Origin of the sequence: Kitasatospora sp. NPDC004745, assembly GCF_042873275.1 — a bacterium.
GTDB lineage: Bacteria > Actinomycetota > Actinomycetes > Streptomycetales > Streptomycetaceae > Kitasatospora.
Genome location: NZ_JBIALK010000002.1, coordinates 160528 through 185643 on the forward strand (window position 1 = coordinate 160528; position 25116 = coordinate 185643).

18 protein-coding genes and 1 pseudogene are annotated in these 25116 nt (G+C 74.4%); 13 read left to right on the top strand and 6 right to left on the bottom strand.

Annotated features, from left to right (window positions below; all coding sequences use genetic code 11):
• Positions 1–877 (top strand): annotated as a pseudogene (locus ACFYUY_RS04170) (helix-turn-helix transcriptional regulator).
• A gap of 114 nt (positions 878–991) precedes the next feature.
• Here ACFYUY_RS04170 and ACFYUY_RS04175 read toward each other — a convergent pair.
• Entirely contained in the window at positions 992–1378 is a 387-nt protein-coding gene (locus ACFYUY_RS04175; RefSeq protein WP_360210116.1) for a hypothetical protein, read from the bottom strand.
• Between the two features lie 281 nt (positions 1379–1659).
• On the opposite strand from ACFYUY_RS04175, the gene ACFYUY_RS04180 reads away from it, so the two are divergent.
• The 6 genes from ACFYUY_RS04180 (at position 1660) to ACFYUY_RS04205 (ending at position 9624) form a co-directional block, all read left to right on the top strand.
• Positions 1660–2874: a histidine kinase gene (locus ACFYUY_RS04180; RefSeq protein ID WP_387897692.1), complete on the top strand. Its 1215-nt coding sequence runs from the start codon at positions 1660–1662 to the stop codon at positions 2872–2874.
• On the top strand, positions 2862–3506 hold the full coding sequence (locus tag ACFYUY_RS04185; RefSeq protein ID WP_360210112.1) for a response regulator transcription factor: 645 nt from the start codon (positions 2862–2864) through the stop codon (positions 3504–3506). Before ACFYUY_RS04180 ends, ACFYUY_RS04185 begins: the two co-directional genes overlap by 13 nt.
• 20 nt (positions 3507–3526) lie before the next feature.
• A complete protein-coding gene (locus ACFYUY_RS04190; protein ID WP_387897695.1) occupies positions 3527–4297 on the top strand; it encodes a DUF4097 family beta strand repeat-containing protein in 771 nt (256 codons plus the stop codon).
• A gap of 148 nt (positions 4298–4445) precedes the next feature.
• Positions 4446–5615 (top strand): tRNA dihydrouridine synthase DusB, encoded by a 1170-nt coding sequence (gene dusB / locus ACFYUY_RS04195; RefSeq protein ID WP_387897698.1) that lies wholly within the window; start codon positions 4446–4448, stop codon positions 5613–5615.
• Between the two features lie 563 nt (positions 5616–6178).
• Positions 6179–8887, top strand: coding sequence for a pyruvate, phosphate dikinase (ppdK, locus tag ACFYUY_RS04200; protein WP_360210106.1), 2709 nt, complete (start codon positions 6179–6181; stop codon positions 8885–8887).
• A 221-nt stretch (positions 8888–9108) separates the two neighbouring features.
• Positions 9109–9624 carry a ribonuclease gene (locus ACFYUY_RS04205; RefSeq protein ID WP_360210104.1) on the top strand — a complete coding sequence of 172 codons (516 nt, stop codon included), beginning with the start codon at positions 9109–9111 and terminating at the stop codon, positions 9622–9624.
• A 71-nt stretch (positions 9625–9695) separates the two neighbouring features.
• On the opposite strand, the gene ACFYUY_RS04210 is transcribed toward ACFYUY_RS04205, so the two are convergent.
• Complete coding sequence (locus ACFYUY_RS04210) at positions 9696–10691, bottom strand: hypothetical protein (RefSeq protein ID WP_387897701.1); 996 nt, start codon at positions 10689–10691, stop codon at positions 9696–9698.
• 110 nt (positions 10692–10801) lie between these two features.
• Between ACFYUY_RS04210 and ACFYUY_RS04215 the strand changes: the two genes are divergently transcribed.
• Complete coding sequence (locus ACFYUY_RS04215; RefSeq protein ID WP_387897703.1) at positions 10802–12067, top strand: ADP-ribosylglycohydrolase family protein; 1266 nt, start codon at positions 10802–10804, stop codon at positions 12065–12067.
• Here the strand turns inward: ACFYUY_RS04215 and ACFYUY_RS04220 are convergent.
• Complete coding sequence (locus ACFYUY_RS04220) at positions 12057–12791, bottom strand: GNAT family protein (protein ID WP_360210098.1); 735 nt, start codon at positions 12789–12791, stop codon at positions 12057–12059. The two genes, ACFYUY_RS04215 and ACFYUY_RS04220, sit on opposite strands and share 11 nt — an antisense overlap.
• A 647-nt stretch (positions 12792–13438) precedes the next feature.
• Here ACFYUY_RS04220 and ACFYUY_RS04225 point away from each other — a divergent pair.
• The 5 genes from ACFYUY_RS04225 to ACFYUY_RS04245 all read left to right on the top strand — a co-directional run bounded on the left by ACFYUY_RS04225 (position 13439) and on the right by ACFYUY_RS04245 (position 20485).
• On the top strand, positions 13439–14383 hold the full coding sequence (locus ACFYUY_RS04225) for a PAC2 family protein (protein ID WP_360210096.1): 945 nt from the start codon (positions 13439–13441) through the stop codon (positions 14381–14383).
• A 190-nt stretch (positions 14384–14573) separates the two neighbouring features.
• Positions 14574–15572: an SGNH/GDSL hydrolase family protein gene (locus ACFYUY_RS04230; RefSeq protein WP_360210094.1), complete on the top strand. Its 999-nt coding sequence runs from the start codon at positions 14574–14576 to the stop codon at positions 15570–15572.
• A 152-nt stretch (positions 15573–15724) separates the two neighbouring features.
• The gene (locus tag ACFYUY_RS04235; RefSeq protein WP_360210092.1) at positions 15725–17038 is read left to right on the top strand and encodes a deoxyguanosinetriphosphate triphosphohydrolase; all 1314 of its coding nucleotides are present in this window, start codon (positions 15725–15727) and stop codon (positions 17036–17038) included.
• Between the two features lie 74 nt (positions 17039–17112).
• Complete coding sequence (gene dnaG, locus ACFYUY_RS04240; protein ID WP_360210090.1) at positions 17113–19026, top strand: DNA primase; 1914 nt, start codon at positions 17113–17115, stop codon at positions 19024–19026.
• A 226-nt stretch (positions 19027–19252) separates the two neighbouring features.
• On the top strand, positions 19253–20485 hold the full coding sequence (locus tag ACFYUY_RS04245) for an RNA polymerase sigma factor (protein WP_387898645.1): 1233 nt from the start codon (positions 19253–19255) through the stop codon (positions 20483–20485).
• On the opposite strand, the gene ACFYUY_RS04250 is transcribed toward ACFYUY_RS04245, so the two are convergent.
• The 3 genes from ACFYUY_RS04250 to ACFYUY_RS04260 all read right to left on the bottom strand — a co-directional run bounded on the left by ACFYUY_RS04250 (position 20473) and on the right by ACFYUY_RS04260 (position 25102).
• A complete protein-coding gene (locus tag ACFYUY_RS04250; protein ID WP_387897708.1) occupies positions 20473–21738 on the bottom strand; it encodes a DUF2690 domain-containing protein in 1266 nt (421 codons plus the stop codon). The genes ACFYUY_RS04245 and ACFYUY_RS04250 overlap by 13 nt on opposite strands.
• 439 nt (positions 21739–22177) lie before the next feature.
• Positions 22178–23581: a glutamate decarboxylase gene (locus tag ACFYUY_RS04255; protein ID WP_387897711.1), complete on the bottom strand. Its 1404-nt coding sequence runs from the start codon at positions 23579–23581 to the stop codon at positions 22178–22180.
• A gap of 87 nt (positions 23582–23668) precedes the next feature.
• On the bottom strand, positions 23669–25102 hold the full coding sequence (locus tag ACFYUY_RS04260) for an FGGY family carbohydrate kinase (protein WP_360210084.1): 1434 nt from the start codon (positions 25100–25102) through the stop codon (positions 23669–23671).
• Between the last annotated feature and the right edge of the window lie 14 nt (positions 25103–25116).

Sequence of the window (25116 nt, forward strand, 5' to 3'; positions counted from 1 at the left end):
ATGCTGGGAACCATGAGCCTCGTCACCCCGCCCGCGCAAGCCCGGAACACCCCCGCCGACGCCCGTCGGCACGACCTGGCGGCCTTCCTGCGCAGCCGCCGCGAGCGGATCGCACCCGAGCAGGTCGGCCTGCCGATGACCGGGCGCCGCCGGACCCCGGGCCTGCGCCGGGAGGAGGTCGCGCAGCTCGCCGCCGTCGGGGTGACCTGGTTACACGTGGCTGGAGCAGGGCCGCGACATCCAGGTGTCCGCCCAGGTGCTGGACGCGGTCGCCCGTGCGCTGCTGCTGGACCCGAGCGAGCGCGCCCACCTGTTCACCCTGGCGGGCGCGGACGACCCGGCGCCGGTGGTCGACTGCCCGTCGGTGACGCCCAGCATCCGCCTGGTGCTGGATCAGCTGGCGCCCTGCCCGGCCGGAGTGATCAACACACGTTACGACGTGCTGGCGTACAACGCCCAGTACACCGGGATCGTCGGGGACCTCGCCGACCTCGCCCCGGAGGACCGGAACCTGTTGTGGCTGGCGTTCACGCCCTCGCGCTTCCGCGAGGTGCTCGTGGACCACGACACCGAACGCGACGTGATGGTGGCCCGGTTCCGCGCCGGGATGGCCGACCACAGTGCGGAGCCGGCCTGGAAGACGCTGCTGGCGCGGCTGCGCAGGGCCTCGCCGGACTTCGAGGCGGCCTGGCAGCGGCACGACGTGATGCGCCCGGGCAACGGCATCAAGCGCTTCCGGGTGCCGGGCGTCGGACTGCTGCACTGCGAGTACACCAACCTCTGGCTCGGCCCCCGGCTCGGCACCCGGATGATCACCTACACCCCGCGCGACGAGCAGACCCGCGAGCTGATGAACCGTCTGCCCACCACCCGCTGACCGGCCCGGCGCCCCTGCTCGGCACCCCGCGGCGGGAGCCGACGCGGCCCCGGCGCCCCGCCTCGGCACCGACCCTCAGAGACCGGCCTCAGGGACCGGCCTCAGGGACCGGCCTCAGCGTCCGGCCGCCGCGGCCCGGCCGAGCAGGACGCAGACCACGGCGAGCGGCAGTTCGACGAGGAACGCCATCACCAGCGCGGCGAGCACCGCGTGGCCCGGCCCGGCGCAGGCGACGTCGGCCAGCGCGTCCCCGGCGAGCAGCAGGGCGACGGCCGCGCCGGCCACGGCGGCGGCGCTGCTGCGCCGGCGCAGCAGCGCGTCGAGCGAGACCAGCGCGGTGAGCTCGACCAGGTCGAGCACCACCCACGGGGTCTCGTGGCAGACGGCGAGGACCGCGAGCCAGGGCAGCAGCGCGACGGCGGCCAGCGCCGGCACCCGCTCGAAGCGTGCGGGCAGGACGAACGGGGCGGCCGGGCGGCCGGCCAGGACGGCGGTGCTCATGCCGCGCCGCCGTCCCGGCCGGCCCCGACGGGCAGCGTGCCCTCCGGCCCCGCCGCGCGGGGCGCGCCGTCGGGAGCAGCCCCGTGGCTCCCGGGGGCGGGCCGCCGGTGCGGCGGGGTGGCGGAGTGCGGTGCGCTGCTCGTCATGGGCCCAAGAATTCCGTCGATCATGGTCCGTTGTCGGTGGTGCCCCGCTCCGAATCGGGGGTGTACCCAGGTACACCCCCGCCGGGGCGCCCCCTTCATGGCGGTCGATGATCACCGGGCCCTACGCTGTCGGCCATGTCCTCCACACCGTTGCGCCGAGCGCTCGTCAGGAGCCTCCGGCGCACCCCGTGGTCGCCCGGGGCCTGGCGGGACACCCGTCTGATAGCCGCCGGCATCCCGATCGCCCTGCCCGTCTGGCTGGGCGTCACCGAGTCCGCCCTGCTGTTCCCGGTGCTCGTCCTCGTCCTCGGCGGTACCCGTCCGCTGACGGCCCTCCAGCGCGGCCGGCTGCGCGCCCTGCACGGGGTGGAGGTGCCGCCGCCGCGCCCGGCCGGCGGTTGGCACCGGTGGCTGCTGGGCCTGACCTGGCGCCAGAGCGCCTACCACCTGGTGGTCGGCCCGCTGCTGGCGGTGGGCGCGCTGGCGGTGCTGTACGCCTGGGGTGCCGGGCTGGTGATGGCCTGCACGTACGGCTGGATCTGGTTGCTGCCCAGTGGCGGGCTGCGCTCCGAGCTGGCCGGGCTGGACGTCGCGATCACGCTCTGCGGGGTGCTGCTGCTGGCGGCCGCGCCGTGGCTGGCGGCCCTGGCGGCCTGGCTGGAGGTGCGTGCGGCGGGCCTGCTGCTCGGCCCGAACCGGGCGGAGAGGCTCGAGCGCCGGGTGGAGGAGGTCACCGAGAGCCGTGCCGGGCTGGTGGACGCGGTGGACGCCGAGCGCCGCCGGATCGAGCGGGACCTGCACGACGGCGCCCAGCAGCGGCTGACCTCCCTGGCGATGAACCTGGGCCTGGCCCGGCGCACCCTCAAGGACGTGCTGCCGCCCGAGGCCATGCAGGTCATCGTGGCCGCGCACGAGGAGGCCCAGGCGGCCATCGACGAGCTGCGCGACCTGGTCCGCGGCCTGCACCCGGCCGTCCTGGAGGACCGCGGCCTGGACGCCGCGCTGTCCGGGATCGCCGCGCGGGCCCCGCTGCCGGTGCGGCTGGACGTCGACCTGTCCGAGCCGGTCTCGCCGACGGTGGAGGCGGTGGCGTACTTCACCGTCTCCGAGGCCCTGACCAACGTGGCCAAGCACGCCCGCGCCCGGCGGGTCGACCTCTCGGTGCGGACGGCCGGCGGCCGGCTGCGCCTGGTCGTCAGCGACGACGGCGTGGGCGGCGCGGATCCGGCCGGCGGGACCGGTCTGACCGGTCTGCGTAAGCGCACCGCCGCGGTCGACGGCACCCTCTCCGTTCTCAGCCCCCTCGGGGGTCCCACCACCATCACCGTGGAGTTGCCGTGCGTGCTGTGATCGCCGAGGACTCGGTCCTGTTGAGGGTCGGCCTGGTCAAGGTCCTGGAGGCGGTGGACTTCGAGGTCGTGGCCGCCGTCGGGGACGCCACCGAGCTGCTGGCCGCGGTCGAGGAGCACCGCCCGGACGTGGTGGTGGCGGACGTCCGGATGCCGCCGGGCTTCCACGACGAGGGCGTGAAGGCCGCCATGGTGATCCGCCGGGAGTGGCCGGAGGTCGCCGTGCTGCTGCTGTCCCAGTTCGTGGAGGAGCGCTACGCGGCCGACCTGCTGGCCACCAACACCAGCGGCGTGGGCTACCTGCTGAAGCAGCGGGTCGCCAACGTGGACGACTTCCTGGACGCGCTGCAGCGGGTCGCCGCGGGCGGCACCGCGCTGGACCCGGAGGTGGTGGCCCAGCTGCTGGTGCGGCGGCACCGGGATCCGCTGGAGAAGCTGACCCCGCGCGAGCGGGACGTCCTCGGCCTGATGGCGGAGGGCCGTTCCAACGCGGCGATCGCGGGCGCGCTGGTGGTCAGCGACAGCGCGGTGGCCAAGCACATCAACTCGATCTTCACCAAGCTGGACCTCCCGCCGGCCGACGACAGCCACCGCCGGGTGATGGCGGTGCTGCGGTTCCTGGAGGTCGGGTAGCGGTGGCGGGGGAGAAGGGGGTGGCGGTCCGCAGGGCCTGGCGGGTCACCGGGACGGTCGCGACCGTGCTCGGCCTGATCGGCGCCGGGGTGCAGACCTGGGCGGTGGCGGTGCAGCAGCAGACCACCTCCGTCCAGTCGTACGACGTGGCGGTCCACCGGCTCAGGCTGGACACCGGCAGCGCCGCGGTGCGGATCAGGGCGGGCCGGGACGGCCACGTGGTGGTGCGGCAGAACCTGGACTGGACGGTGCGCAAGCCGGTGGTGTCGGCCACCTTCGAGGGCGACGTGCTCACCGTCGGCATGGACTGCCGGCAGGTCCTGCCGGTCGCCGACTTCGGGTGCGGCGCCCAGATCGATCTGGAGGTGCCGGCCGGCACCGACGTCTCGGGGGAGGTGGGCTCGGGCAGCGTCGAGGTGGAGGGCCTGAGCGGCGGCGTCCGGATGGACCTCGGCTCGGGTCAGCTGCGGCTGGTCGACATCTCGGGCGAGGTGTACGCGCACACCGGTTCCGGGATGGTGCAGGGCGTGGACCTGAGCTCCGGGCGGGTGGAGGTGGAGAGCACCTCGGGCGCGCTGGAGCTGGCCTTCGCGAAGGCCCCGCGGTCGGTGGACGCCAGGACGGCCTCCGGCTCGCTGCGGATGACCCTGCCGACGGGCACCCGGTACGGCTTCAGCGGTGAGGCGGGCAGCGGCAGCCGGCACATCGACCCGAACCTGGCGGACTCCGCCAGCCCGAACCGGATCCACGCCTCGGTCGGCTCCGGGTCGGTCACGATCGACCCGTCCTGAGCCCGGGGCGGTCGGGCGTCCGGGGCCCGGGGCCGGCCGGCGCCCGCCCCGGCCGCCGGGCGGTGCCCGCACCGGGCCCGCACCGGGCCGGTGACCCGGGTGGGGGACAATGGAGAGTCCCCGTCCCCTGCCCCGAGGTCAGCCGCGCATGACAGCCACGTCCGCACCCACCGCGCCCGACACCGAGTTCGCGCCGCTGGACATCGGCCCGATCCGGGTGTGGCCGCCCGTCGTGCTGGCGCCGATGGCCGGCATCACCAACGCGCCGTTCCGCACGCTCTGCCGTGAGCAGTCCGGCGGCAAGGGCCTGTACGTGTCGGAGATGATCACCACCCGGGCGCTGGTCGAGCGCAACGCCAAGACCATGCAGCTGATCAGGTTCGACCCGAGCGAGAAGCCGCGGTCGATCCAGCTGTACGGCGTGGACCCGGTGACCGTCGGCAAGGCCGCCCGGATGATCTCGGACGAGGGCCTGGCCGACCACATCGACCTCAACTTCGGGTGCCCGGTGCCCAAGGTGACCCGCAAGGGCGGCGGCTCGGCGCTGCCGTACAAGCGCAACCTGCTGCGCGAGATCCTGCGCGAGGCGGTGGCCAACGCGGGGGAGCTGCCGGTGACGATGAAGATGCGCAAGGGCATCGACGACGACCACCTCACCTTCCTGGACGCCGGCCGGATCGGCGCCGAGGAGGGGGTGGCCGCGATCGCCCTGCACGGGCGCACCGCCGCCCAGCACTACGGCGGCACGGCCGACTGGTCGGCGATCGCCCGGCTGCGCGAGTCCGTCCCCGCGCACGTCCCGGTGCTCGGCAACGGGGACATCTGGTCGGCGGACGACGCGCTGCGGATGATGCGCGAGACCGGGTGCGACGGCGTGGTGGTGGGGCGCGGCTGCCTGGGCCGGCCGTGGCTGTTCAAGGACCTGGTCGCGATCTTCGAGGGCGACGTCGACTACGCCCGCCCCGACTTCGGCTACGTGGCCCGGGCGATGGTGCGCCACGCGCAGCTGCTCGGCGAGTGGATCGGGGACGAGGCACGCGGCGTGGTCGACTTCCGCAAGCACGTCGCCTGGTACACCAAGGGCTTCTCGGTCGGCTCCGAGCTGCGGGTGCGGCTCGCCGGCTCCTCCTCCCTGGCCGAACTGGCCGAAACCCTGTCCGAGGTGGAGCAGTCCCAGGGGTGGCCGGCCGGTGCGGACGGCCCGCGCGGGCGCACCAGCGGCAACAACCGGGTGGTCCTGCCGGAGGGGTGGTTGGACGATCCGTACGACTGCGCCCGACCCGGCGAAGACGCCGAATCGGACACCTCTGGCGGATGATCTGTCCTTAGTGGCGAAATGGGCCTCCGAGGGTCCACTGCCACCCGGTCCCAGCCCTCTTGTCCAATCTGGACAGGAGGGCTCCTTTTCGGCGCCCGATCGTCACGCTGCGGGCATGCGAGTGGACGGAGTGCGACGATCGGCGGAGGTGGCCTACGCTCGAAGGGCGAGATGTGCTGGTGACTCTTGCCACATACGGTGTCGACTGATGGCGGGTCAGTGGACGAATTGGACAGGTCGGCGGTGAATCGCTTCCCGAAGCCGGTCGGCCGGGGATCGGGGATCCGGGTGCAGGAAATCAAGCCGGGGCAACGCGACGGACCCGGCGCCGCTACCCTCCGTCCGAATCGTGTGATCTTCACGTTTCCTTGCGTTCAAGACTTGAACGCTGGCTAGCGTCATCCGGACGATTTCACCAACAGAGGTGAACGCCTTTATGTGCTTTCGATCTAGCGGGTTACCGCTGGGTACCGGCCTCGTACGGCCTATTCGGGGCAGAGAAGTGCCTTCGAAATGGGTATGTTCTCCGGCGTCAGGGCAACCGCGTACGAGGAGACCGACCCGTGCCGTCCCAGCAGAAGTTTGTTTACTCCTTCACCGAAGGAAACAAGGACCTCAAGGATCTTCTTGGTGGCAAGGGCGCGAACCTGGCCGAGATGACCAACCTGGGACTCCCCGTCCCCCCGGGGTTCACCATCACCACCGAGGCCTGCAAGGTCTTCCTGGAGACCGGCAGCGAGCCGACCTCGCTCCACGAGGAGATCGGCGCCCACCTGGACGCCCTCGAGCAGGAGATGGGCAAGAAGCTCGGCCAGGCCGACGACCCCCTCCTCGTCTCGGTGCGCTCCGGCGCGAAGTTCTCCATGCCCGGCATGATGGACACCGTCCTCAACATCGGCCTCTCCGACGCGTCGGTGACCGGCCTCGTAGCCCAGTCCGGCAACGAGCGCTTCGCCTGGGACTCCTACCGCCGCCTGGTCCAGATGTTCGGCAAGACCGTGCTGGGCGTCGACGGCGAGCTGTTCGAGGAGGCCCTGGACGCGGCCAAGCACGCCAAGGGCACCGTCAACGACCTGGACCTGGACGCTTCCGACCTCCGGGAACTCGTCGAGGTGTTCAAGGGCATCGTCCAGCGCGAGACCGGCCGGGCCTTCCCGCAGGACCCGCGCGAGCAGATGGACCTCGCCATCCACGCCGTCTTCCACTCCTGGAACGGCGACCGTGCCCGCCTGTACCGCCGGCAGGAGCGCATCCCGAACGACCTCGGCACCGCGGTCAACGTCTGCAGCATGGTCTTCGGCAACCTCGGCGAGGACTCCGGCACCGGCGTCGCCTTCACCCGTGACCCCTCCACGGGCGCCCAGGGCGTCTACGGCGACTACCTGTCCAACGCCCAGGGCGAGGACGTCGTCGCCGGCATCCGCAACACGCTGCAGCTGTCCGAGCTGGAGAAGCTCGACAAGAAGTCGTACGACGAGCTGATGGCGATCATGCAGAAGCTCGAGAACCACTACCGCGACCTCTGCGACATCGAGTTCACCATCGAGCGCGGCAAGCTCTGGATGCTGCAGACCCGCGTCGGCAAGCGCACCGCCGCGGCCGCCTTCCGGATCGCCGTCCAGCTGGTCGACCAGGGCCTGATCGACCTGGACGAGGCCCTGATGCGGGTCACCGGCGGCCAGCTCTCGCAGCTCATGTTCCCGCGCTTCGCCCCGAACGCCGAGTCCAAGCAGATCGGCTGGGGCCTGGCCGCCTCGCCCGGCGCCGCGATCGGCAAGGTCGTCTTCGACTCCTACACCGCCGTCAAGTGGTCCCGCTCCGGCGAGAAGGTCATCCTGGTCCGCCGCGAGACCAACCCGGACGACCTGGACGGCATGATCGCCGCCGAGGGCATCCTCACCTCGCGCGGCGGCAAGACCTCGCACGCCGCCGTGGTCGCCCGCGGCATGGGCAAGACCTGCGTCTGCGGCGCCGAGGAGCTGGAGGTCGACACCAAGTCCCGCCGGTTCACCACCGCCGACGGCCTGGTCGTCGAGGAGGGCGACGTCGTCTCCATCGACGGCGCCTCCGGCAAGGTCTACCTCGGTGAGGTACCCGTCCTGCCGTCCCCCGTCGTCGAGTACTTCGAGGGCACCCTGCACGCCGGCGCCGACGTCCAGGGCGGGCTGGTCCAGGCCGTGCACCGGCTGATGTCGCACGCCGACGGCCGCCGCCGCCTCGCGGTGCGCGCCAACGCCGACAACGCCGAGGACGGCGGGCGCGCCCGCCGCTACGGCGCCCAGGGCATCGGCCTGTGCCGCACCGAGCACATGTTCCTCGGCGAGGAGCGCCGCAAGGAGGTCGAGCACCTGATCCTGGCGGACAACGACAAGGACCGCGAGCTCGCGCTCTCCACCCTGCTGCCGCTGCAGAAGAGCGACTTCCTGGAGCTCTTCCAGGCGATGGACGGACTGCCCGTCACCGTCCGCCTGCTCGACCCGCCGCTGCACGAGTTCCTGCCGAACATCACCGAGCTGTCGGTGCGCGTCGCCCTCGCCGAGGCCCGCAAGGACCCGAACGAGAACGACCTGCGCCTGCTCCAGGCGGTGCACAAGCTGCACGAGCAGAACCCGATGCTCGGCCTGCGCGGCGTGCGCCTCGGCCTGGTCATCCCCGGCCTGTTCGGCATGCAGGTCCGCGCCATCGCCGAGGCCGCCGCCGAGCGCAAGCTGGCCGGCGGGGACCCGCGCCCCGAGGTGATGATCCCGCTGGTCGGCACCGTCCAGGAGCTGGAGCTTGTCCGCGACGAGTGCGAGCGCGTGCTCGCCGAGGTCGCCCAGTCCACCGGCGTCCAGCTGGACATCAAGCTCGGCACCATGATTGAGCTGCCGCGCGCCGCCGTGACGGCGGGCCAGATCGCCGAGGCCGCCGAGTTCTTCTCCTTCGGCACCAACGACCTCACCCAGACGGTCTGGGGCTTCTCCCGGGACGACGTGGAGGCCTCGTTCTTCACCGCCTACCTGGAGAAGGGCATCTTCGGGGTCTCCCCGTTCGAGACCATCGACCGCGACGGCGTCGGCTCGCTCGTCAAGCACGCCGTCGAGGCCGGCCGGGCCACCCGCCCCGACCTCAAGCTCGGCGTCTGCGGCGAGCACGGCGGCGACCCGGACTCGGTCCACTTCTTCCACGAGGTGGGGCTGGACTACGTCTCCTGCTCCCCCTTCCGGATCCCGGTGGCGCGCCTGGAGGCCGGCCGCGCCGCCATCGAGACGGCGGGCAGCGACTCGCGCTGAGAGAGGGTAGGCATCCCCTCCTCGGCCGCGAGCCGGACTGACCGCTCCCCTCCCCACCGGGAGGGCGTGCACCGGAGCTCGGCGCAGGAGAACCGGCGTACGTAACACGGCCGGGCGGGGACGGACAACGGCGTCCGTCCCCGCCCGGCCCACGTGCGTGTGGCGGCGGCCACGCGCGTGACACCCCGCCCCCGCCGCCGGGGCCTGCCAAGCTGGGGCGCATGACCAGCCGCAACCGTCTGCCCGTGCTCGTGGCCGTGGTGATCCTCGCGATCGCCGCCGCGGTCGGGTACCTGCTCTCGGCCCGGGGCGGCGGCAGCCACCCCAGGGCCGCCGCGACCCCCACCGCCGCCACCACGGGCTCCTCGGCCCCCAGGCCCTCCGCCCCGAAGCCCACGCCGCCGCCCGGCGGAGGCGGCCCCGCCGCCGGCACCTGGGTGCCCGCCGACCCGGCGCTCGCCGACGTCTGCCGCTCCAAGCTCCCCGGCCAGGCCCAGGACACCCTCGGCCTGATCGCCAAGGGCGGCCCGTACCCGTACAACCGTGACGGCATCGTCTTCGAGAACCGCGAGAGCCGGCTGCCGCGCAAGGGCGACGGCTACTACCACGAGTACACCGTGGTCACCCCCGGCTCCAACGACCGCGGTACCCGCCGGGTCGTCACCGGCAACGCCGGCGAACAGTACTGGTCCGCCGACCACTACGCCACCTTCCAGGAGATCGACCCGCGCTGCTGACCGGCGCGGTCGACGCCCGGTGCTCCGCGCCACCCCCGGCCCCGCGTACGCCCGGCCCGCCCGCCGCCGCGTCACCTGGCGCGGCGCCAGCTGACCCGGCGGTGCGGGCCGTGCGGGCCGGTGGTGAGGAGCGCGGTCAGCTCGTGCAGGAGCGGGGTCGGGTCCCGGCGGAGCTGGGTCGGAGTGGTGCGGACCACCGGGAGGCCGACGGCCGTCAGCCGGTTGGCGCGGGCCAGGCCGCGCTCGTGGTCGGCGGGCCGCAGGTGCCAGGCGCGGGAGTCGATCTCCAGGGCCACGCAGGCGTGCGGCCAGTAGGCGTCCGGGACGGCGAGGAAGCGGCCGTCCAGGAAGAGCACCGCGTTCCACAGCGGTTCGGGCAGACCGGTGTGCGCCAGCACCTCCCGGGCCTCGCCCTCGACCACCGACCGCACCCCGGCCGTGAGGTCCTCCACCACCCGGGCCACCTGCGGCAGTCCGAGCGCGCCCGGTCTGGCCAGCAGGTGGTCCAACAGCTCGCCGAGTTCGCAGTGCCGCCGCTGGACGGCCTCGGCGCACAGCGCCCGGAAGCGCTGCTGCCCGCTCTCGCGCGGCGCGAGGTCGGCCAGCGCCCGGGCCACGGTGGCGCTCCACAGCCCGTCGTCCCGCTCGTAACCGCCCGGCAGCGGCCCGGCCGACCGGTGGATTCGGACGAACTCCCGCTCCGCCACTCGGCGTTGACCCGGGATCAGGACGTCGACGCGATCGAGGTCGGCCGGGTGCCCGGCGCTCGGCAGCCCCGCGTCGGCGAGCACCGCGTGGCCGGTCAGCAGCACCTCCCCGGCCCGGGGCTCACGCCCCTTGGGGCTCGCGTACGCCAGGGCGGCGCGCAGCCGCTGATGGCCGGTCAACCGGCCGCTCTGCAGGCAGATCACCCGGGGCAGCACCTGCTGCCAGGGCCCGCCGGGGCGCAGCCGGTGGGCGATGGTGCCGGAGGGCACGCCGAGCCGGCGCAGCTGCGCCCGGGTGGCGATGTGCTGCTGGTCGGCGCCGAGCAGCACGACGGGGTCGAGGGGGTTCGCGCGGGTCATGACCCGGTGCTGCCCGTCCCGTTCGGATGTATGCGAAACATCGCCCGTCGGAGGCTTCCGCGGGAATGATGTTGACGGACCGTCGGTCCGGACGCTGAGCTGGACCGCCTATGACGACTCCACCCGACAGCCCCGCACTCGACGCGCTCAACGGGCTCTCCGTGGGCGACGCCCTCGGAGCGCAGTTCTTCGTCCCCGCCACCGCGGCCGCCCACCTCGCCGACCGCACCGACCCGCCCGGCCCCTGGCCGTGGACCGACGACACCGAGATGGCCTGCTCGGTCTACGCGGCCGTCACCGAGCGCGGCACCGTCGACCCGGCCGACCTCACGCTTGCCTTCGCCCTGCGCCACGACTTCGACCGCGGCTACGGCCCGGCCGCCAACCGGATGCTCCGGCTGGTCCGGGAGGGCGGCGACGCCCGGGCGCTCGCCGCCGCTCTCTTCGACGGCCGGGGCTCCTACGGCAACGGCGCCGCGATGCGGGTCGCCCCGCTGGGGGCGGCGCTCGCCGACGACCTGGACGAGGTGGTCCGGCTGGCCGCCCGGACGGCGGTGACCACCCACACCCACCCGCAGGCGGTGGACGGCGCGGTCGCGGTCGCGGTCGCCGCCGCGGTGGCGGTCCGGGCCCGGACCGGGACCATGACGCCGAACGGCTTCCTGGCGAAGGTCCGCCACCACACCCCGAGCGGTGCCGTCCACGACGGCCTGGCCGAGGCGGCCGCCCTGCTCGCCGAGCCGGACCCGCTCGCGGCCGCCCGGGTGCTCGGCAACGGCAGCCGGACGTCCGCCGCCGACACCGTCCCCTACGCGCTCTGGTGCGCGGCCCGGCGGCTGACCGACTACCGGGCCGCCGTCCGGGAGGCGGTCGCGCCCGGCGGCGACATGGACACCGTGGCCGCGATCACCGGGGGAGTGGTCGCCGCCCACACCGGCACCCGGGGCATCCCGGCGGCCTGGCTGGCGGCCCGGGAGCCGCTGCCGGCCTGGGCGTTCCCGCGGCCCGGCTCCGTCACCGGGGGCCGCGGCCGCGCCGCCATGCTGGTCCCGCGCCCGCAGGCCGTCCCGGACGTGCTGTGGACGGAGGAGCAGTGGCAGCGGATCCGCACCGGCGGCGACCCGGCCGCCCTGGACCACCGGTGGGCCGTCCACACCGCCGGCGGAGCCGTGCGGATCTGCGACTCCCGGAGCGGTCACCCGATCTGGGAGGTCGCGGTCGCCCTGGTCCGCGGCGGCCGGCGCCCGGTCTCCGCGGTCGTGGAGGCCGGTCACAACCGGTGGCTGGCCCTGCCGGGGGAGCGGCACGCCCCGGCGCTGCTGGCGTGGATCCTGCGCACCGCCGCCACCGGTGAGCGGGAGGCCTTCAGGCCGTGATCATCAGCTGCCCGGCACCGCTGCCGCCGTGTCTAAGGCACTCCTGGTTGATCGCCGGATCCGGGGCGCTGGGCGAGGTGGCGGCGGCGATCCGCAGCTCGATGATGTCCCGGACGGCGGGCCACTCGGAGTCGAGGATCGAGTAGAACGCGGTCGAGCGCACCACGCCGTCGAGCCCGCGCGAGTGGGCCCGGCGGACCCCCTCGGAGGTGGCGCCGAGCCGCTCGATGGCGGACCGCGAGCGCAGGTTGCGGGCGTCGGCGCGCAGCGAGATCCGCTGGACGCCCCAGGTCTCGAAGGCGTGGCGGAGCATCAGCAGCTTGGCCTCGGTGTTGATGCCGGTGCCCTGGGCCCGCGGCGAGAGCCAGGTGTTGCCGATCTCGGCGGCGTCCGGGACGGCCGTGGCCGGGTCGCCGAACGGCACGCCGGGCACCGGCGGCCAGACCACCGGGCCCTGCCAGTAGTCGAGTTCCAGGAACCGGGTGGAGCCGACCACCCGGCCGTCGGCGACGTTCACCGTGGCGAACGGCAGCGACCGCCCCGCGGCCTGGTCGGCCAGGGCGCGGGCGATGTACTCGCGGGCCGCTTCCAGGCCGTGCGGGACGGCGGTGAAGGCGTAGGTCGTACGGTCCTCGGCGCCGGCCTCGGCGATGGCCTCGGCGTGGTGCGCGGCGAGGGGCTCCAGCCGCACGGTGCGGCCGGTGAGGATGACAGGTACGGGCACGGAACCTTCGGTCCTTCATCGGTCGGAGGGTGCCTCCCGGGCCGGGGTGCGGCACGGGGTGCGGGGACTGTTCGCCCCGGTCCTGGGGCCGTCCGCCGGGACCGGCGCACGCCGGAGGTCCGGTCGGGCGGGGCGGGGGCGGCGGCCCGGAACGGGCGGCGCGGTGCCGGAACGGACACGGGTCCTCGGACCGGTCCGGCGGGATGAGCGAAGGGACAGTGTGCGTCCGCGAAATGGCCGAGAAGGAAACGAGAGCGCGAAGGGAAGCAGGCGGCCAGGTGAAGGCAAGATGCGTCGTGGGTGGCTGGCCGAGCACCGGACCGGGACGTGGCCGACGGCGTTACGGGACGACGTGACGACGACGCGACGATGCGAGGCAGCGAGAGGACGATACCCGCCAGAAGGCGGTGCGTCACTTCGCGGCACGCGAATGGCGGCGCGGCCCGGTCGAACGCGCCCCCGGGCGGGCCGCCGAACCCCTGTGACCAGGGACTTTGTCGCCGGGTGCGATCATGGTCCGGAGGCGTCGGCTGCGGCCCCCGGGCACGCCGCCGGGCGCGGTCGGGAATTCCGGCGGCGCCCGGCACGCTGGACAGGACGAGGAATCCGGTAGGCCGTGACGAGTAGGGAACGGGGTTGGGTGCGCGGTGCGTGACTTCCAGGCGCTGTACGAGCTGGACGAGCAGGGCGTGGCCGCGGTGGCCGCGGCCAACGCGGAGCTGAGCGACACCGGCGCGGGCCTCGTGCTGCTCCACCACTTCGAGGGCTTCATGGACGCCGGCGAGGCCGGCGGCCAGGTGGTGGCCCACCTCCTGGAGACGGGATCGCCGCAGGTCGTGGCCCGTTTCGACCACGACCGCCTGGTGGACTACCGGGCGCGCCGTCCCGCCATGGTGTTCGACCGCGACCAGTGGACGTCCTACGACCCGCCGGAGATCCTGCTGCAGCTGGTCCGCGACGCCGCGGGCGCGCCGTTCCTGCTGCTCACCGGCCCCGAGCCGGACGTCGAGTGGGAGCGCTTCGCGCGGGCCGTCCGCGAGCTGGCGGAGCGCTTCGAGGTCCGGCTGTCGGTCGACTTCCACGGCATCCCGATGGGCGTGCCGCACACCCGCCCGGTCGGTCTGACCCCGCACGGCAACCGGCTCGACCTCGCGGCCGGTTACCCGCAGTGGTTCGAGCAGGCCCAGGTCCCGGGCAGCGCCCAGGCGTTGCTGGAGTACCGCCTGGCCGAGGCCGGGCACGACGTGCTGGGCTTCGCCGTGCACGTGCCGCACTACGTGGCCCGCTCGGAGTACCCGGCCGCGGCCGTGCTGATCCTGGAGGCGGTGCAGTCCGCCACCGGCCTGGTGCTGCCGGGCACCCGGCTGCGCGCGCGGGTCGGCGAGGTGTACGCGGACATCGAGGAGCAGCTGGCGCAGGGCGACGGCGAGCTGCGCTCGGCGATCCGCGGCATGGAGGGCCAGTACGACGCGGTGGCGGGCGGGGAGGACCGGGAGAGCCTGCTGGCCGAGCCGGCCGACCTGCCCTCGGCGGACGAGCTGGGCCGGCGCTTCGAGCAGTTCCTGGCCGAGCACGAGCGCGGCGCCGAGTAGGCCCTGCCCGGCCGATCCGGTCCGCGCAGCGGATCCGGTCCGCCCGGCCGTCGGGGACACCGGCCCGAGGACGCCGCGGTGAGAGGCCGTCCGGGCCGGGAGTCATCCGCCGGCTCCGTTCGTTGGGGATTGCGGCGTCGGGGGACGCGCCGCGAGGAGCCGCTGTGACGCCTATCCCCGGGGGGATGCCATGCCGAGGACCACGTACCGGACCATGCCCGCGCCCGCGCGCCCGACCGTCGCCCTGACGGCCGGGCTCGCCGCGCTCCTGCTCGCCGGGTGCACCGGCGCCGGGGGAGCGGACACGGGCGGAGGGGGCTTCGCGGGCGCGGTGCCCGCTCCGGCCGCGAAGTCCACGCCGCCGCCGACCGGCCCGTACGTGGCCCTCGGCGACTCCTACACCGCCGGCCTGAAGATCGCCCCGCAGGTGGGCGAACCCGCGGGCTGCTCGCGCTCCGGGGTCAACTACCCGTCGCTGGTGGCGAAGGGGCTCGGCCTGGCGGCCGCGCAGTTCCAGGACGTCAGCTGCAGCGGCGCCCGCACCGGCGACCTCACCGGCGCCCAGGAGACCGGCCGCGGCACCAACCCGCCCCAGCTCGACGCGCTGACCGGGGACACCCGGCTGGTCACCGTCGGCATCGGCGGCAACGACGCGGGCTTCATGGAGGTCGTCCAGGAGTGCGCCAAGGAGAACCTGGTGGACGCGGTGAAGGGCCTGGTCGGCGCCTCGCGCGCGGCCTCGCCCTGCCGCGCGCACTACGCCTCCGGCGGCACCGACGACGTGCAGCGCAGGGTGGACGCGGCCGGCGAGCGGCTCGGCGGGATCCTGCAGGACATCAGGCGCCGCTCCCCGCGGGCCCGGGTGTACGTGGTCGGCTACCCGACGCTGCTCCCGGCCGACCCGGCGGGCTGCGAGCGGGTGCTGGGCAAGGCGGTGGCCCCCGGCGACCTCGGCTTCCTGTCGGAGAAGGAGCAGCAGCTGAACGCGATGCTCAGGAAGCGGGCGGAGGGCGCCGGCGCGGTGTTCGTGGACGCGGCCGCCCCGTCGGCCGGGCACGACATGTGCGCCGGCGAGGCGGCCCGCTGGGTCGAGCCGCCGTTCCCGGCCCCCGGCCTGGCGGCGATCCACCCGAACGCCAAGGGGCAGGAGGCGGTGGCGGCGGCCGTCCTGAAGGCCGTCCGGGGCTGAGCCCCTGCGCGGCGGGACGGGGGCGGGACGACACCGGCGGTGGGAGGGGGCGGGACGACACCAGCGCGTGGCGCAGGATTCACGCCCCGGCTCGCGCCCTTCGTGCGCGGCACACCCCGGCTGTCAGGGGCGCGGCGTACCGTGTGTGGCATATGGATGACACCGCGCACCGCCTCGCCGCCGCCCCGTTCCCGTACGACCACGCCGCCGAGGCCCGCTGGGTCCCCGAACCGGACAAGCGCCCCGGCCGCACCGCCTTCCAGCGCGACCGCGCCCGGGTGCTGCACTCGGCGGCGCTGCGGCGGCTGGCCGGCACCACCCAGGTGGTCGCCCCGATGCGCGCCGACTTCCCCCGCACCAGACTCACCCACTCCCTCGAATGCGCCCAGGTCGGGCGCGAGTTGGGAGCCGCCCTGGGCTGCGACCCGGACCTCGTGGAGACGGCCTGCCTGGCCCACGACATCGGCCACCCGCCGTTCGGCCACACCGGCGAGGAGGCGCTCGACCAGGCCGCCGAGGCCTGCGGCGGCTTCGAGGGCAACGCCCAGTCGCTGCGGATCCTCACCCGGCTCGAACCCAAGCGCTTCGCGCCCGAGGACGAGCAGCCCGCCGCCCGGCTCGCCCCCTGGCCCGGCCGCAGCGTCGGCCTCAACCTGACCCGCGCCGCCCTCGACGCCGCCACCAAGTACCCGTGGTCGCGCGGCGCGCACCCCACCGACCCGGCCTCGCACAAGTACGGCGTCTACGCCGACGACCTGCCGGTCTTCCGCTGGCTGCGGGCCGGCTCCCCGGCCGGGCGCAAGTGCTTCGAGGCCACCGTCATGGACTGGTCCGACGACGTGGCCTACTCCACCCACGACGTCGAGGACGGCCTCCAGGCCGGCCACATCGAGCCGGCCGCCCTGCGAGCCCCGGGCGAGCGGTCCGAACTCTTCAAGGTCGCCGAGCGCTACGCCCCGGACGCCGAGCCGGAGGAGCTGGCCGCCGCCCTGGACCGGCTGCTCGCCCAGGACTGGTGGCCTCGCTCCTACGACGGCACGGCCCGCGCCCGGGCCGGGCTGAAGGACCTCACCAGCCAGCTGATCGGCCGCTTCTGCCTGGCCGCCGAGCAGGCCACCCGGGCCCGCTACGGCCCCGGCCGGCTCACCCGCTACGGGGCCGAGCTGGTGGTGCCGCGCGGCGTGCGGCTGGAGTGCGCGGTGCTCAAGGCCGTCGCCGTCCGCTTCGTGATGCAGCGCGACGAGCAGGCCCAGCTGCGCGCCCGCCAGCGGATCGTGATCGCCGAGCTGGCGGACGTGCTCAACCGGCGCGCTCCCGAGGGCCTGGACCCGGTGTTCGCCGCCCAGTACCACGAGGCCGAGGACGACCGGGCCGCCCTGCGCACGGTCATCGACCAGATCGCCACCCTCACCGACGCCTCGGCCCTCGCCCTGCACGCCAGGCTCGTCGGCGCCTCCTGGGCCTGACCGGTCGGGCCCGCCCCGGCGCCCGGCGGGACGCGCCCGGCCGGAAAGCCCGGCCGCCCCAGTAGACTTCCGGGGTGGCCGGGCGGATCAGGGACGAAGACGTACAGGCGGTGCGCAGCGCACTGCCGATCGACGCGGTGGTCGGCGACTACGTACAGCTGACCAACGGTGGCGGCGGCGAGTACAAGGGCGTCTGCCCGTTCCACGACGAGAAGTCCGCCTCCTTCTACGTGAACCCCGCCAAGGGCGTCTTCCACTGCTTCGGCTGCCAGGAGAACGGCGACACCATCGCCTTCCTGATGAAGATCGAGCACTTCACCTTCGCCGAGGCCGTCGAGCGGATGGCCGCCCAGGCCGGCATCACCCTGCGTTACGAGGAGGGCGGCTACAGCCCCCGCCACCAGCAGGGCGAGCGGACCCGCCTGGTCGAGGCGCACAAGGTGGCCGCCGCCTACTACCAGGAGCAGCTGGCCTCGCCCGAGGCGGAGATCGGCCGCCGCTTCCTCGCCGAGCGCGGCTTCGACGAGGAGGCCGCCAGGACCTTCGGCGTCGGCTACGCCCCGGCGGGCTGGGAGCACCTGGTCCGCTACCTGCGCGGCAAGGGGTTCAGCGACAAGGAGATCCTGCTCGGCGGTCTGGCCTCGCAGGGCCAGCGCGGCGGCCTGATCGACCGCTTCCGGGGCCGGCTGGTCTGGCCGATCCGGGACATCGCGGGCGAGGTGGTGGGCTTCGGCGCCCGCCGGCTGCGCGAGGACGACAACGGCCCGAAGTACCTGAACACCCCCGAGACGCCGATCTACAAGAAGTCGCACGTGCTGTACGGCATCGACCTGGCGAAGAAGGAGATCGCCAAGTCGGGCCGGGCGGTGGTGGTCGAGGGCTACACCGACGTGATGGCCTGCCACCTGGCCGGGGTCACCTCGGCGGTGGCCACCTGCGGCACGGCCTTCGCCGAGGACCACATCAAGATCATCCGCCGGCTGCTGATGGACACCTCGCAGTACCGCGGCGAGACGGTCTTCACCTTCGACGGCGACGCGGCCGGCCAGAAGGCCGCCCTGCGGGCCTTCGAGGACGACCAGAAGTTCGCGGCCAAGACCTCCATCGCGGTCAGCCCGGGCGGCATGGACCCGTGCGACCTGCGGCTGGCCCAGGGCGACGAGGCCGTGAAGCAGCTGATCGACAACCCCGTCCCGCTCTTCGAGTTCGCGCTGAACACGGCGGTGTCGAAGCACCGGGTCGAGACGCCCGAGGGGCAGGCCGCCGCGATGGAGGAGGCCGCCCTGATCGTCGCGAAGATCAAGGACCCGTCGATCCGGCACGGCTACGCGATCCGCCTGGCCGGCATGCTCGGCGTCAATCCCGGCGACGAGCAGTTCGTGGTCCGCCGGATCTCCCAGCTGTCCCGCTGGGAGCGGGAGAAGCAGCAGAACCCCCGCGGCAGCACCGCGCGGCGCACCGAGCAGCCCGTCGCCGCGGTGCGCCCCGCCCAGCCCGCGTTCCGGCTCAACCCGCGCGACCCGGCCCAGTTCGTCGAACGCGAGCTGCTCAAGCTGGCGCTCCAGCACCCGGACCTGGTCAGCCCGGCCTTCGACCACTACGGCGAGGACGAGTTCCCCACCCCGCCGTACACCGCCGTGCGGCAGGCCGTCGCCAAGGCCGGCGGCGCCGCCTACGGGGCGACCCTGCCGGACTTCACCAGCGCGGTGCGCGAGGCGTCCCCGGACGACCAGGTGCGCTCGCTGGTCACCGAGCTGACCGTCGAGCCGGTGCGTTCCCGCCGCAAGGTGGACGCGGTCTACGCGGGGGAGTTCCTGGTCAAGCTGCGCCTGCTGGCCGTCGACCGCCGGATCGCCGAGGTCCGCGGCTACCTGCAGCGGCTCGGCCACCGGGCCGACGCCGAACAGCTGCACGCGGTGCAGACCGAGCTGTGGCAGCTCCAGCAGTACGGCCAGCAGCTCCGCAGCCGGGGCGCCGCGGCGCTCTGAGCCCCGGGGCCTGCCGGACGAGCCCCAGCGGCTCCTCGACCCGGGGCGCCGCCCCCGGGCGTGGCCGGACGGTCGCGCGCCCGGCGGGAAGATGCGGGCGCGCCCCGGGAAGTGCGCAGAAAGTCGGCGCACGAGTCTCGGCCACGGAGTGTGGCGTACCGCACACTGGATGGCGTCCCACCTCCGTACAGCGCGGGTCCGCCAGAGTCGCGCCCGCCCCGAGGGGATGCTGCCCGTGGACCAAGGCCTTGTCGCACCGACCACCGCCATCACCACCACGAGACCGGACCGCGCCGGGCCGGCGCGGGAGCAGGAGACGGACCACGGCCGGGCCGGCGCGGCTCCGCCCGACGGCGCCCGGGTGCCCGCCCAGGGCCTGCCCGAGGGCCATCCCGAGAGCGCTGACCCGGATCCGGCCGCCGGGGAGCTCGACGCCGAGCCCGATGCCGACGTCGACGCCGAGCCCGATGACGAGGCCGACGCCGACCGCGACGCTGAGGCCGACCGTGATGCGGAGGAGGAGCCCGGTCCGCAGGCCGACGGCAGCGGCCCGGCCGCGGACCTGCTGCGCCAGTACCTGCGCGAGATCGGCCGGGTCCGGCTGCTGACCGCCGCCGAGGAGGTGGAGCTGGCCCGCCGGGTCGAGGCCGGCCTGTTCGCCGAGGAGCGGCTGAACGGCGAGCCCCCGCCCCCCGACCCGCTGGCGCGCGAGCTGGACACCCTGGTGGTGCGGGGGCGGATCGCCAAGCGGCGGCTGATCGAGGCGAACCTGCGCCTGGTGGTGTCCGTCGCCAAGCGGTACGTCGGCCGCGGGCTGACCCTGCTGGACCTCGTCCAGGAGGGCAACCTCGGCCTGATCCGGGCCGTGGAGAAGTTCGACTACGCCCGCGGCTACAAGTTCTCCACCTACGCGACCTGGTGGATCCGGCAGGCGATGAGCCGGGCGCTGGCGGACCAGGCCCGGACGATCCGGGTGCCGGTGCACGTGGTCGAGCTGATCAACCGGGTGGTCCGGGTGCAGCGCGCACTGCTGCAGGAGCGCGGCCTGGAGCCGACCGCGGCCGAGGTCGCCGCCGCCCTGGAGCTGACCGAGGCGCGGGTGCGGGAACTGGTCCGGCTGGCCCAGGAGCCGATCTCGCTGCACACCCCGGTGGGGGAGGAGGACGACGTGGCGCTCGGCGACCTGATCGAGGACGCCGACGCCACCTCACCCGCGGAGTCCGCCACCTTCCTGCTCCTGCGTCAGCACCTGGACGCGGTGCTGGCCACCCTGGGCGAGCGGGAGCGCCAGGTCGTCCAGCTCCGCTACGGGCTGGACGACGGCAGGCCGCGCACGCTGGAGGAGATCGGTGCGGTGTTCGGCGTGACCAGGGAGCGGATCCGCCAGATCGAGTCGAAGACGCTGGTCAAGCTCCGCGACCACGCCTTCGCCGAGCAGCTGCGCGGCTACCTCGACTGACCCGGGTCCGGGCTCGCGGCGGACGGCGAGGCGGCCCCCGGCGTCCCGGACGGCTGCGCGGTCGCTCCCGGGTCGGTGGCGGCCGGGGCCGGGTCGGTGCTCGCCGCGCCCGCGCCGGTGCCCGGGGGCGGCGAGGCGGGACCGATCGGGATCGGGGTGGAGGCCACGACGGCGGCCAGGTCGGAGATGGCCGTGGTGCAGACGTGGCCGGCCGGCTGGTAGCCGCAGACCACGAAGCCGGTGTGCGGGTCGGCCGCGTTCAGCATCGACGAGTAGTTGTCGTAGCCCCAGTGGATGAGGGCCGTCTCGCTGTCACCGGTGCTGTCGGTGATGGTCGCGTAGTCGTTCGGCTCGCCCTCGGTGATCGCGGCCCAGGCGGCCTGGCAGGTCTGGCTGTACCGGAGGTAGACGACCACCTTGCCGATGACGTCGGTCTGCAGGGTGCGGGCGTCCTTGCCGCAGCCGGTGGTCTTCGGGTCCTTGTGCGCGCAGCCGACGGCCTGGCAGGCGGGCGGGGCCGAGGCGGGCTTGGCCGGTGACGCCGAGGACGCCGAGGCGGTCGGAGCGATGGAGGAGGTCGGGGCGGGCTCGGCGGCGGCCGTCGGCTCGTCGTGCCGGGTGGCGGCGCGCACGCCGACCAGCACCAGCAGGGCGGCCACCACGGCGGCGGCGGTGAGCAGCGTCGCCGGGCGCCGCCACCAGGCCGCGGGCGGCCGGACGGGATCCGCCTCGACCGCGGGCGCGGCCACGTCGGGGAGCTCGGCGACGACCGGAGCCACGGCGTCGGACTCCGCCGGCGCGGACCCGGTCGGTCCGGTCGCGGTCGGCGTCGGCCCGCACAGCACGGACAGCGACAGGCCGGACCCGGACGCGGACCCGGAGCCGGGCTCCTCGGGGGCGGGGTCCGGGTCGGCCGGCTGCCCGGCGGCCGGGCCGCCGTCGGGGGCGTCCGCGGCGGAGGTCGTCGCCGGCACCGGCGCGCCGGCCCCGGGCGCGGCCACGGCCCGCTCCCAGAGCGACCGCAGGGCGGGCCCGTCGCAGTCCACGGTCCCGATCAGCGCTTCCAGCGCCTGCTGGGTGATGACCCGTTTGCCGTTCAGCCAGCGCTCCCAGGAGGCCCGGCTGTAGTGCGTCCGGGTGGCCAGTTCGGCCAGCGAGAGTCCGGCGGCGTCCTTGATGGTCCGGAGCTCCCCGGCCAGGTCCCTGGCGGGCTCGGACAGCTCTTCGGGCAGGTTCTTCCAGGCGGAACCCATGCGGCCTTCCAACGGTGCGAGACGGGAACGGGGTACGGGGAGAGCGGGACGGGCTCCGGCCCGGGCCGTTCGGGTGTCTCCGCTTCTCCAAAGTCATCGGCCTGACGTCCCAAACCCCAGGTCATGGCGCTGAGACGGACGGAAGTGTCTCACAACCGCCGGGAACGCTCGAACAACCGTCTTCCGTCGTGCAGAGTTCTCAGGCCGGTGCGGTTCACCGACCGGCGGACACGTTCGGACACGGACCGGTCACCGGTCGTGGGTCCGGCATCCACGCCCCGGTTCCCCCACGGCCGAGGCAGCCTCGCGGGGGGAGGCTGCCCCGGTCTACCGGGACGCACGGCGGGGAGGACGCCCCAGGGCGTCCTCCCCGCCGTGATCATTTTCGGAACGGGTCCCGGGCGGCCCGCCGGCGCCCGCCGACGGCCCGTCGGGGGGCTCAGTGGTGGAAGCCCTCGCGGACCGGCACACCGAGCTCCTTGAGCGGGACGGGCTGGCGCCGCAGCTCCGGCAGCAGCCGTCGCAGGTCGGCCAGCAGCAGGTCGGCGAGGTCCTTGGAGAAGCCGTTGCGGCAGACGATCCGGAGCACCGAGAGGTCGGTGCGGTTGTCCGGGAAGGTGTACGCGGGCACCTGCCAGCCGCGCTCGCGCAGTCGCCGTGACACGTCGAACACGTCGAAGGGCACCCCGTCGGTGGTGGTGACGGCGAAGACCGGCAGTTCGTCGCCGCGGGTGAGCAGCCGGAAGCCGTCCAGTTCCGCGATCGCCCCCGACAGGTAGGTGGCGACCTCGCGGCAGGCGCCGTGGACGGCCCGGAAGCCGTCCCGTCCGAGCCGCAGGAAGACGTAGTACTGCGCGACCACCTGGGCGCCCGGGCGGGAGAAGTTGAGCGCGAAGGTCGGCATCTCGCCACCGAGGTAGTTGACCCGGAAGACGAGCTCCTCGGGCAGCGCCTCCGCGTCCCGCCACAGCGCCCAGCCGACGCCGGGGTAGACCAGTCCGTACTTGTGCCCGGAGGTGTTGATCGAGGCCACCCGGGGCAGCCGGAAGTCCCAGGCCAGCTCCGGGTCCAGGAAGGGCGCCACCATGCCGCCGGAGGCGCCGTCCACGTGCACCGGGACGTCCAGCCCGGTGCGCTGCTGGAGGTCGTCCAGGGCCGCGCAGATGTCCGCGACGGGCTCGTAGGAGCCGTCGAAGGTGGAGCCGAGCACCCCGACGACGCCGATGGTGTCCTCGTCGCAGAGTTCGACGGCCCGCACGGCGTCGAGGTGGTAGCGCTCGCCCTCCATCGGCGCGGTGCGCGCCTCGACCTCCCAGAAGGTGCAGAACTTCTCCCAGCAGACCTGCACGTTGACGCCCATCACCAGGTTGGGCCGGGCACCGGCGGCGTAGCGCTCGGCGTTGCGGGCCATCCAGCGGCGCTTGAGGGCCATGCCGGCGAGCATGCAGGCCTCGCTGGAGCCGGTGGTGGAGCAGCCGACCGCGCTGTCCGGGTCGGGGGCGTGCCAGAGGTCGGCGAGGATGGCCACGCAGCGCCGTTCGAGTTCGGCGGTCTGCGGGTACTCGTCCTTGTCGATCATGTTCTTGTCGAGGCACTCGGTCATCAGCCGGGTGGCCTGCGTCTCCATCGAGGTGGTGACGAAGGTCGCCAGGTTGAGCTTGGCGTTGCCGTCCAGCATCAGCTCGTCGTGGATCAGCTGGTACGCCGTGTCCGCCGCGACCGGGCCGTCGGCGAGCCGGTGCACCGGTGGCGCCAGCTCCATCGCGCCCAGCGGGTCCGCGGTCGAGACGAACGGACTGATGCTGAGCCGGCGGTCGTCGCCGGTCCCCTTGTGCAGCGCCATGGAATCCTGCCGCCCTTCACCCTCTGGTGGCCGTGTCCCGTCCTACGCTGCCACCGGCCGGCCGGTGACGCATCTTCACCGATCGGTTCAGGCCTTCGTCTCCGGGTGGACCTGCTCGCGGGCGGCCCGGTACTGCTGGCGCACCGCGGATCCGATCGCCAGGTCCTGCTCCCCGTCGGGTTCGACGGTCTCGGCGTCCGGCAGCGGCCACTCCGGCGGCTCGGGCGTGCCGGCCAGTGCCCAGGCGGCCTGCCGGGCGGCCCCGCGGGCCGCGTGCGCGCCCGGCGGCGGCACCACGACCGGAACGCCGAACAGCAGCGGGGCGACGTGCCGGACGACGGGCAGCCGCCCGGCCGCCCCGAGCAGGAAGACCCGTTTGATCCCGACGCCCTGGGCCCGCAGCACGTCGAGCGCGTCCGCGATGTTGCAGAGCATCCCCTCGACGGCGGCCCGGGCCAGGTGCTGCGGCGTCAGCGACTCGGCCCGCAGGCCGGTCAGGGTGCCGGCCGCGTGCGGCAGGGCCGGGGTGCGCTCGCCGTCCAGGTAGGGCAGCAGGACCAGCCCGTAGGCGCCGGGGGAGGAGTGCAGGGCGAGGTCGCTCAGGCCGTCCAGGTCGCGGCCGAGCAGGGCGGCGGTGGACAGCAGCACCTGGGCGGCGTTGAGGGTGGCGACCATCGGCAGGTGGCGGCCGCTGGCGTCGGCGAAGGAGGAGACCAGCCCGGTGGCGTCGACCACGGCCCGCTCGTGCACCGCGAAGATCGTCCCGGCGCTGCCGAGCGAGACCACCGCGTCGCCCGGGCGCAGGCCGAGGCCGAGGGCGGCGGCCATGTTGTCGCCGGTGCCGGCCGAGATCAGCAGGCCCTCGGGGGTGTGCCCGGCGGGTTCGGCGGGCCCGAGCACCTCGGGCAGTTTCAGCTCGTGGCCGAGGGCCAGCTCGACCAGGTCCTGCCGGTACTCGCCGGTGATCGGTGACCAGTAGCCGGTGCCGGAGGCGTCGCCGCGGTCGGTGGTGCGGCGCCTGGGGTGGCCGAGCAGCTGCCAGACCAGCCAGTCGTGCGGCAGCAGCACCTCGGCGACCCGGCGGGCGTTGGCCGGCTCGAACTCGGCCAGCCAGCGCAGCTTGGCGATGGTGTAGGTCGGGGCGGGGACGGCACCGATCGCGGCGGTCCAGGCGGCCGGGCCGCCCAGCGCGTCCAGCAGTTTGGCGGCCGCACCGCTGGAGCGCGGGTCGTTCCACAGGATCGCCGGCCGGACCAGCACGCCGCCCGCGTCCAGGCCGATCATGCCGTGCTGCTGCGCGCTGACGCCGATGGCCCGGACGCCCTCCAGCAGTCCGCCCGCCGCGGCGTCGCCGAGGGAGTGCAGCCACAGCTGCGGGTCGGCCTCGCCGGGGCGGGTGTCCGCGGCCTCGGGGACGGGGTGCGGCGCCTTGCCGGAGCGCAGGACGGCGCCGGTGTCCGCGTCGCACGCGACGATCCGGGTGCGGTTGGTCGAACTGTCTATCCCCGCGACGATGGCCATGTCGAGATCATGCC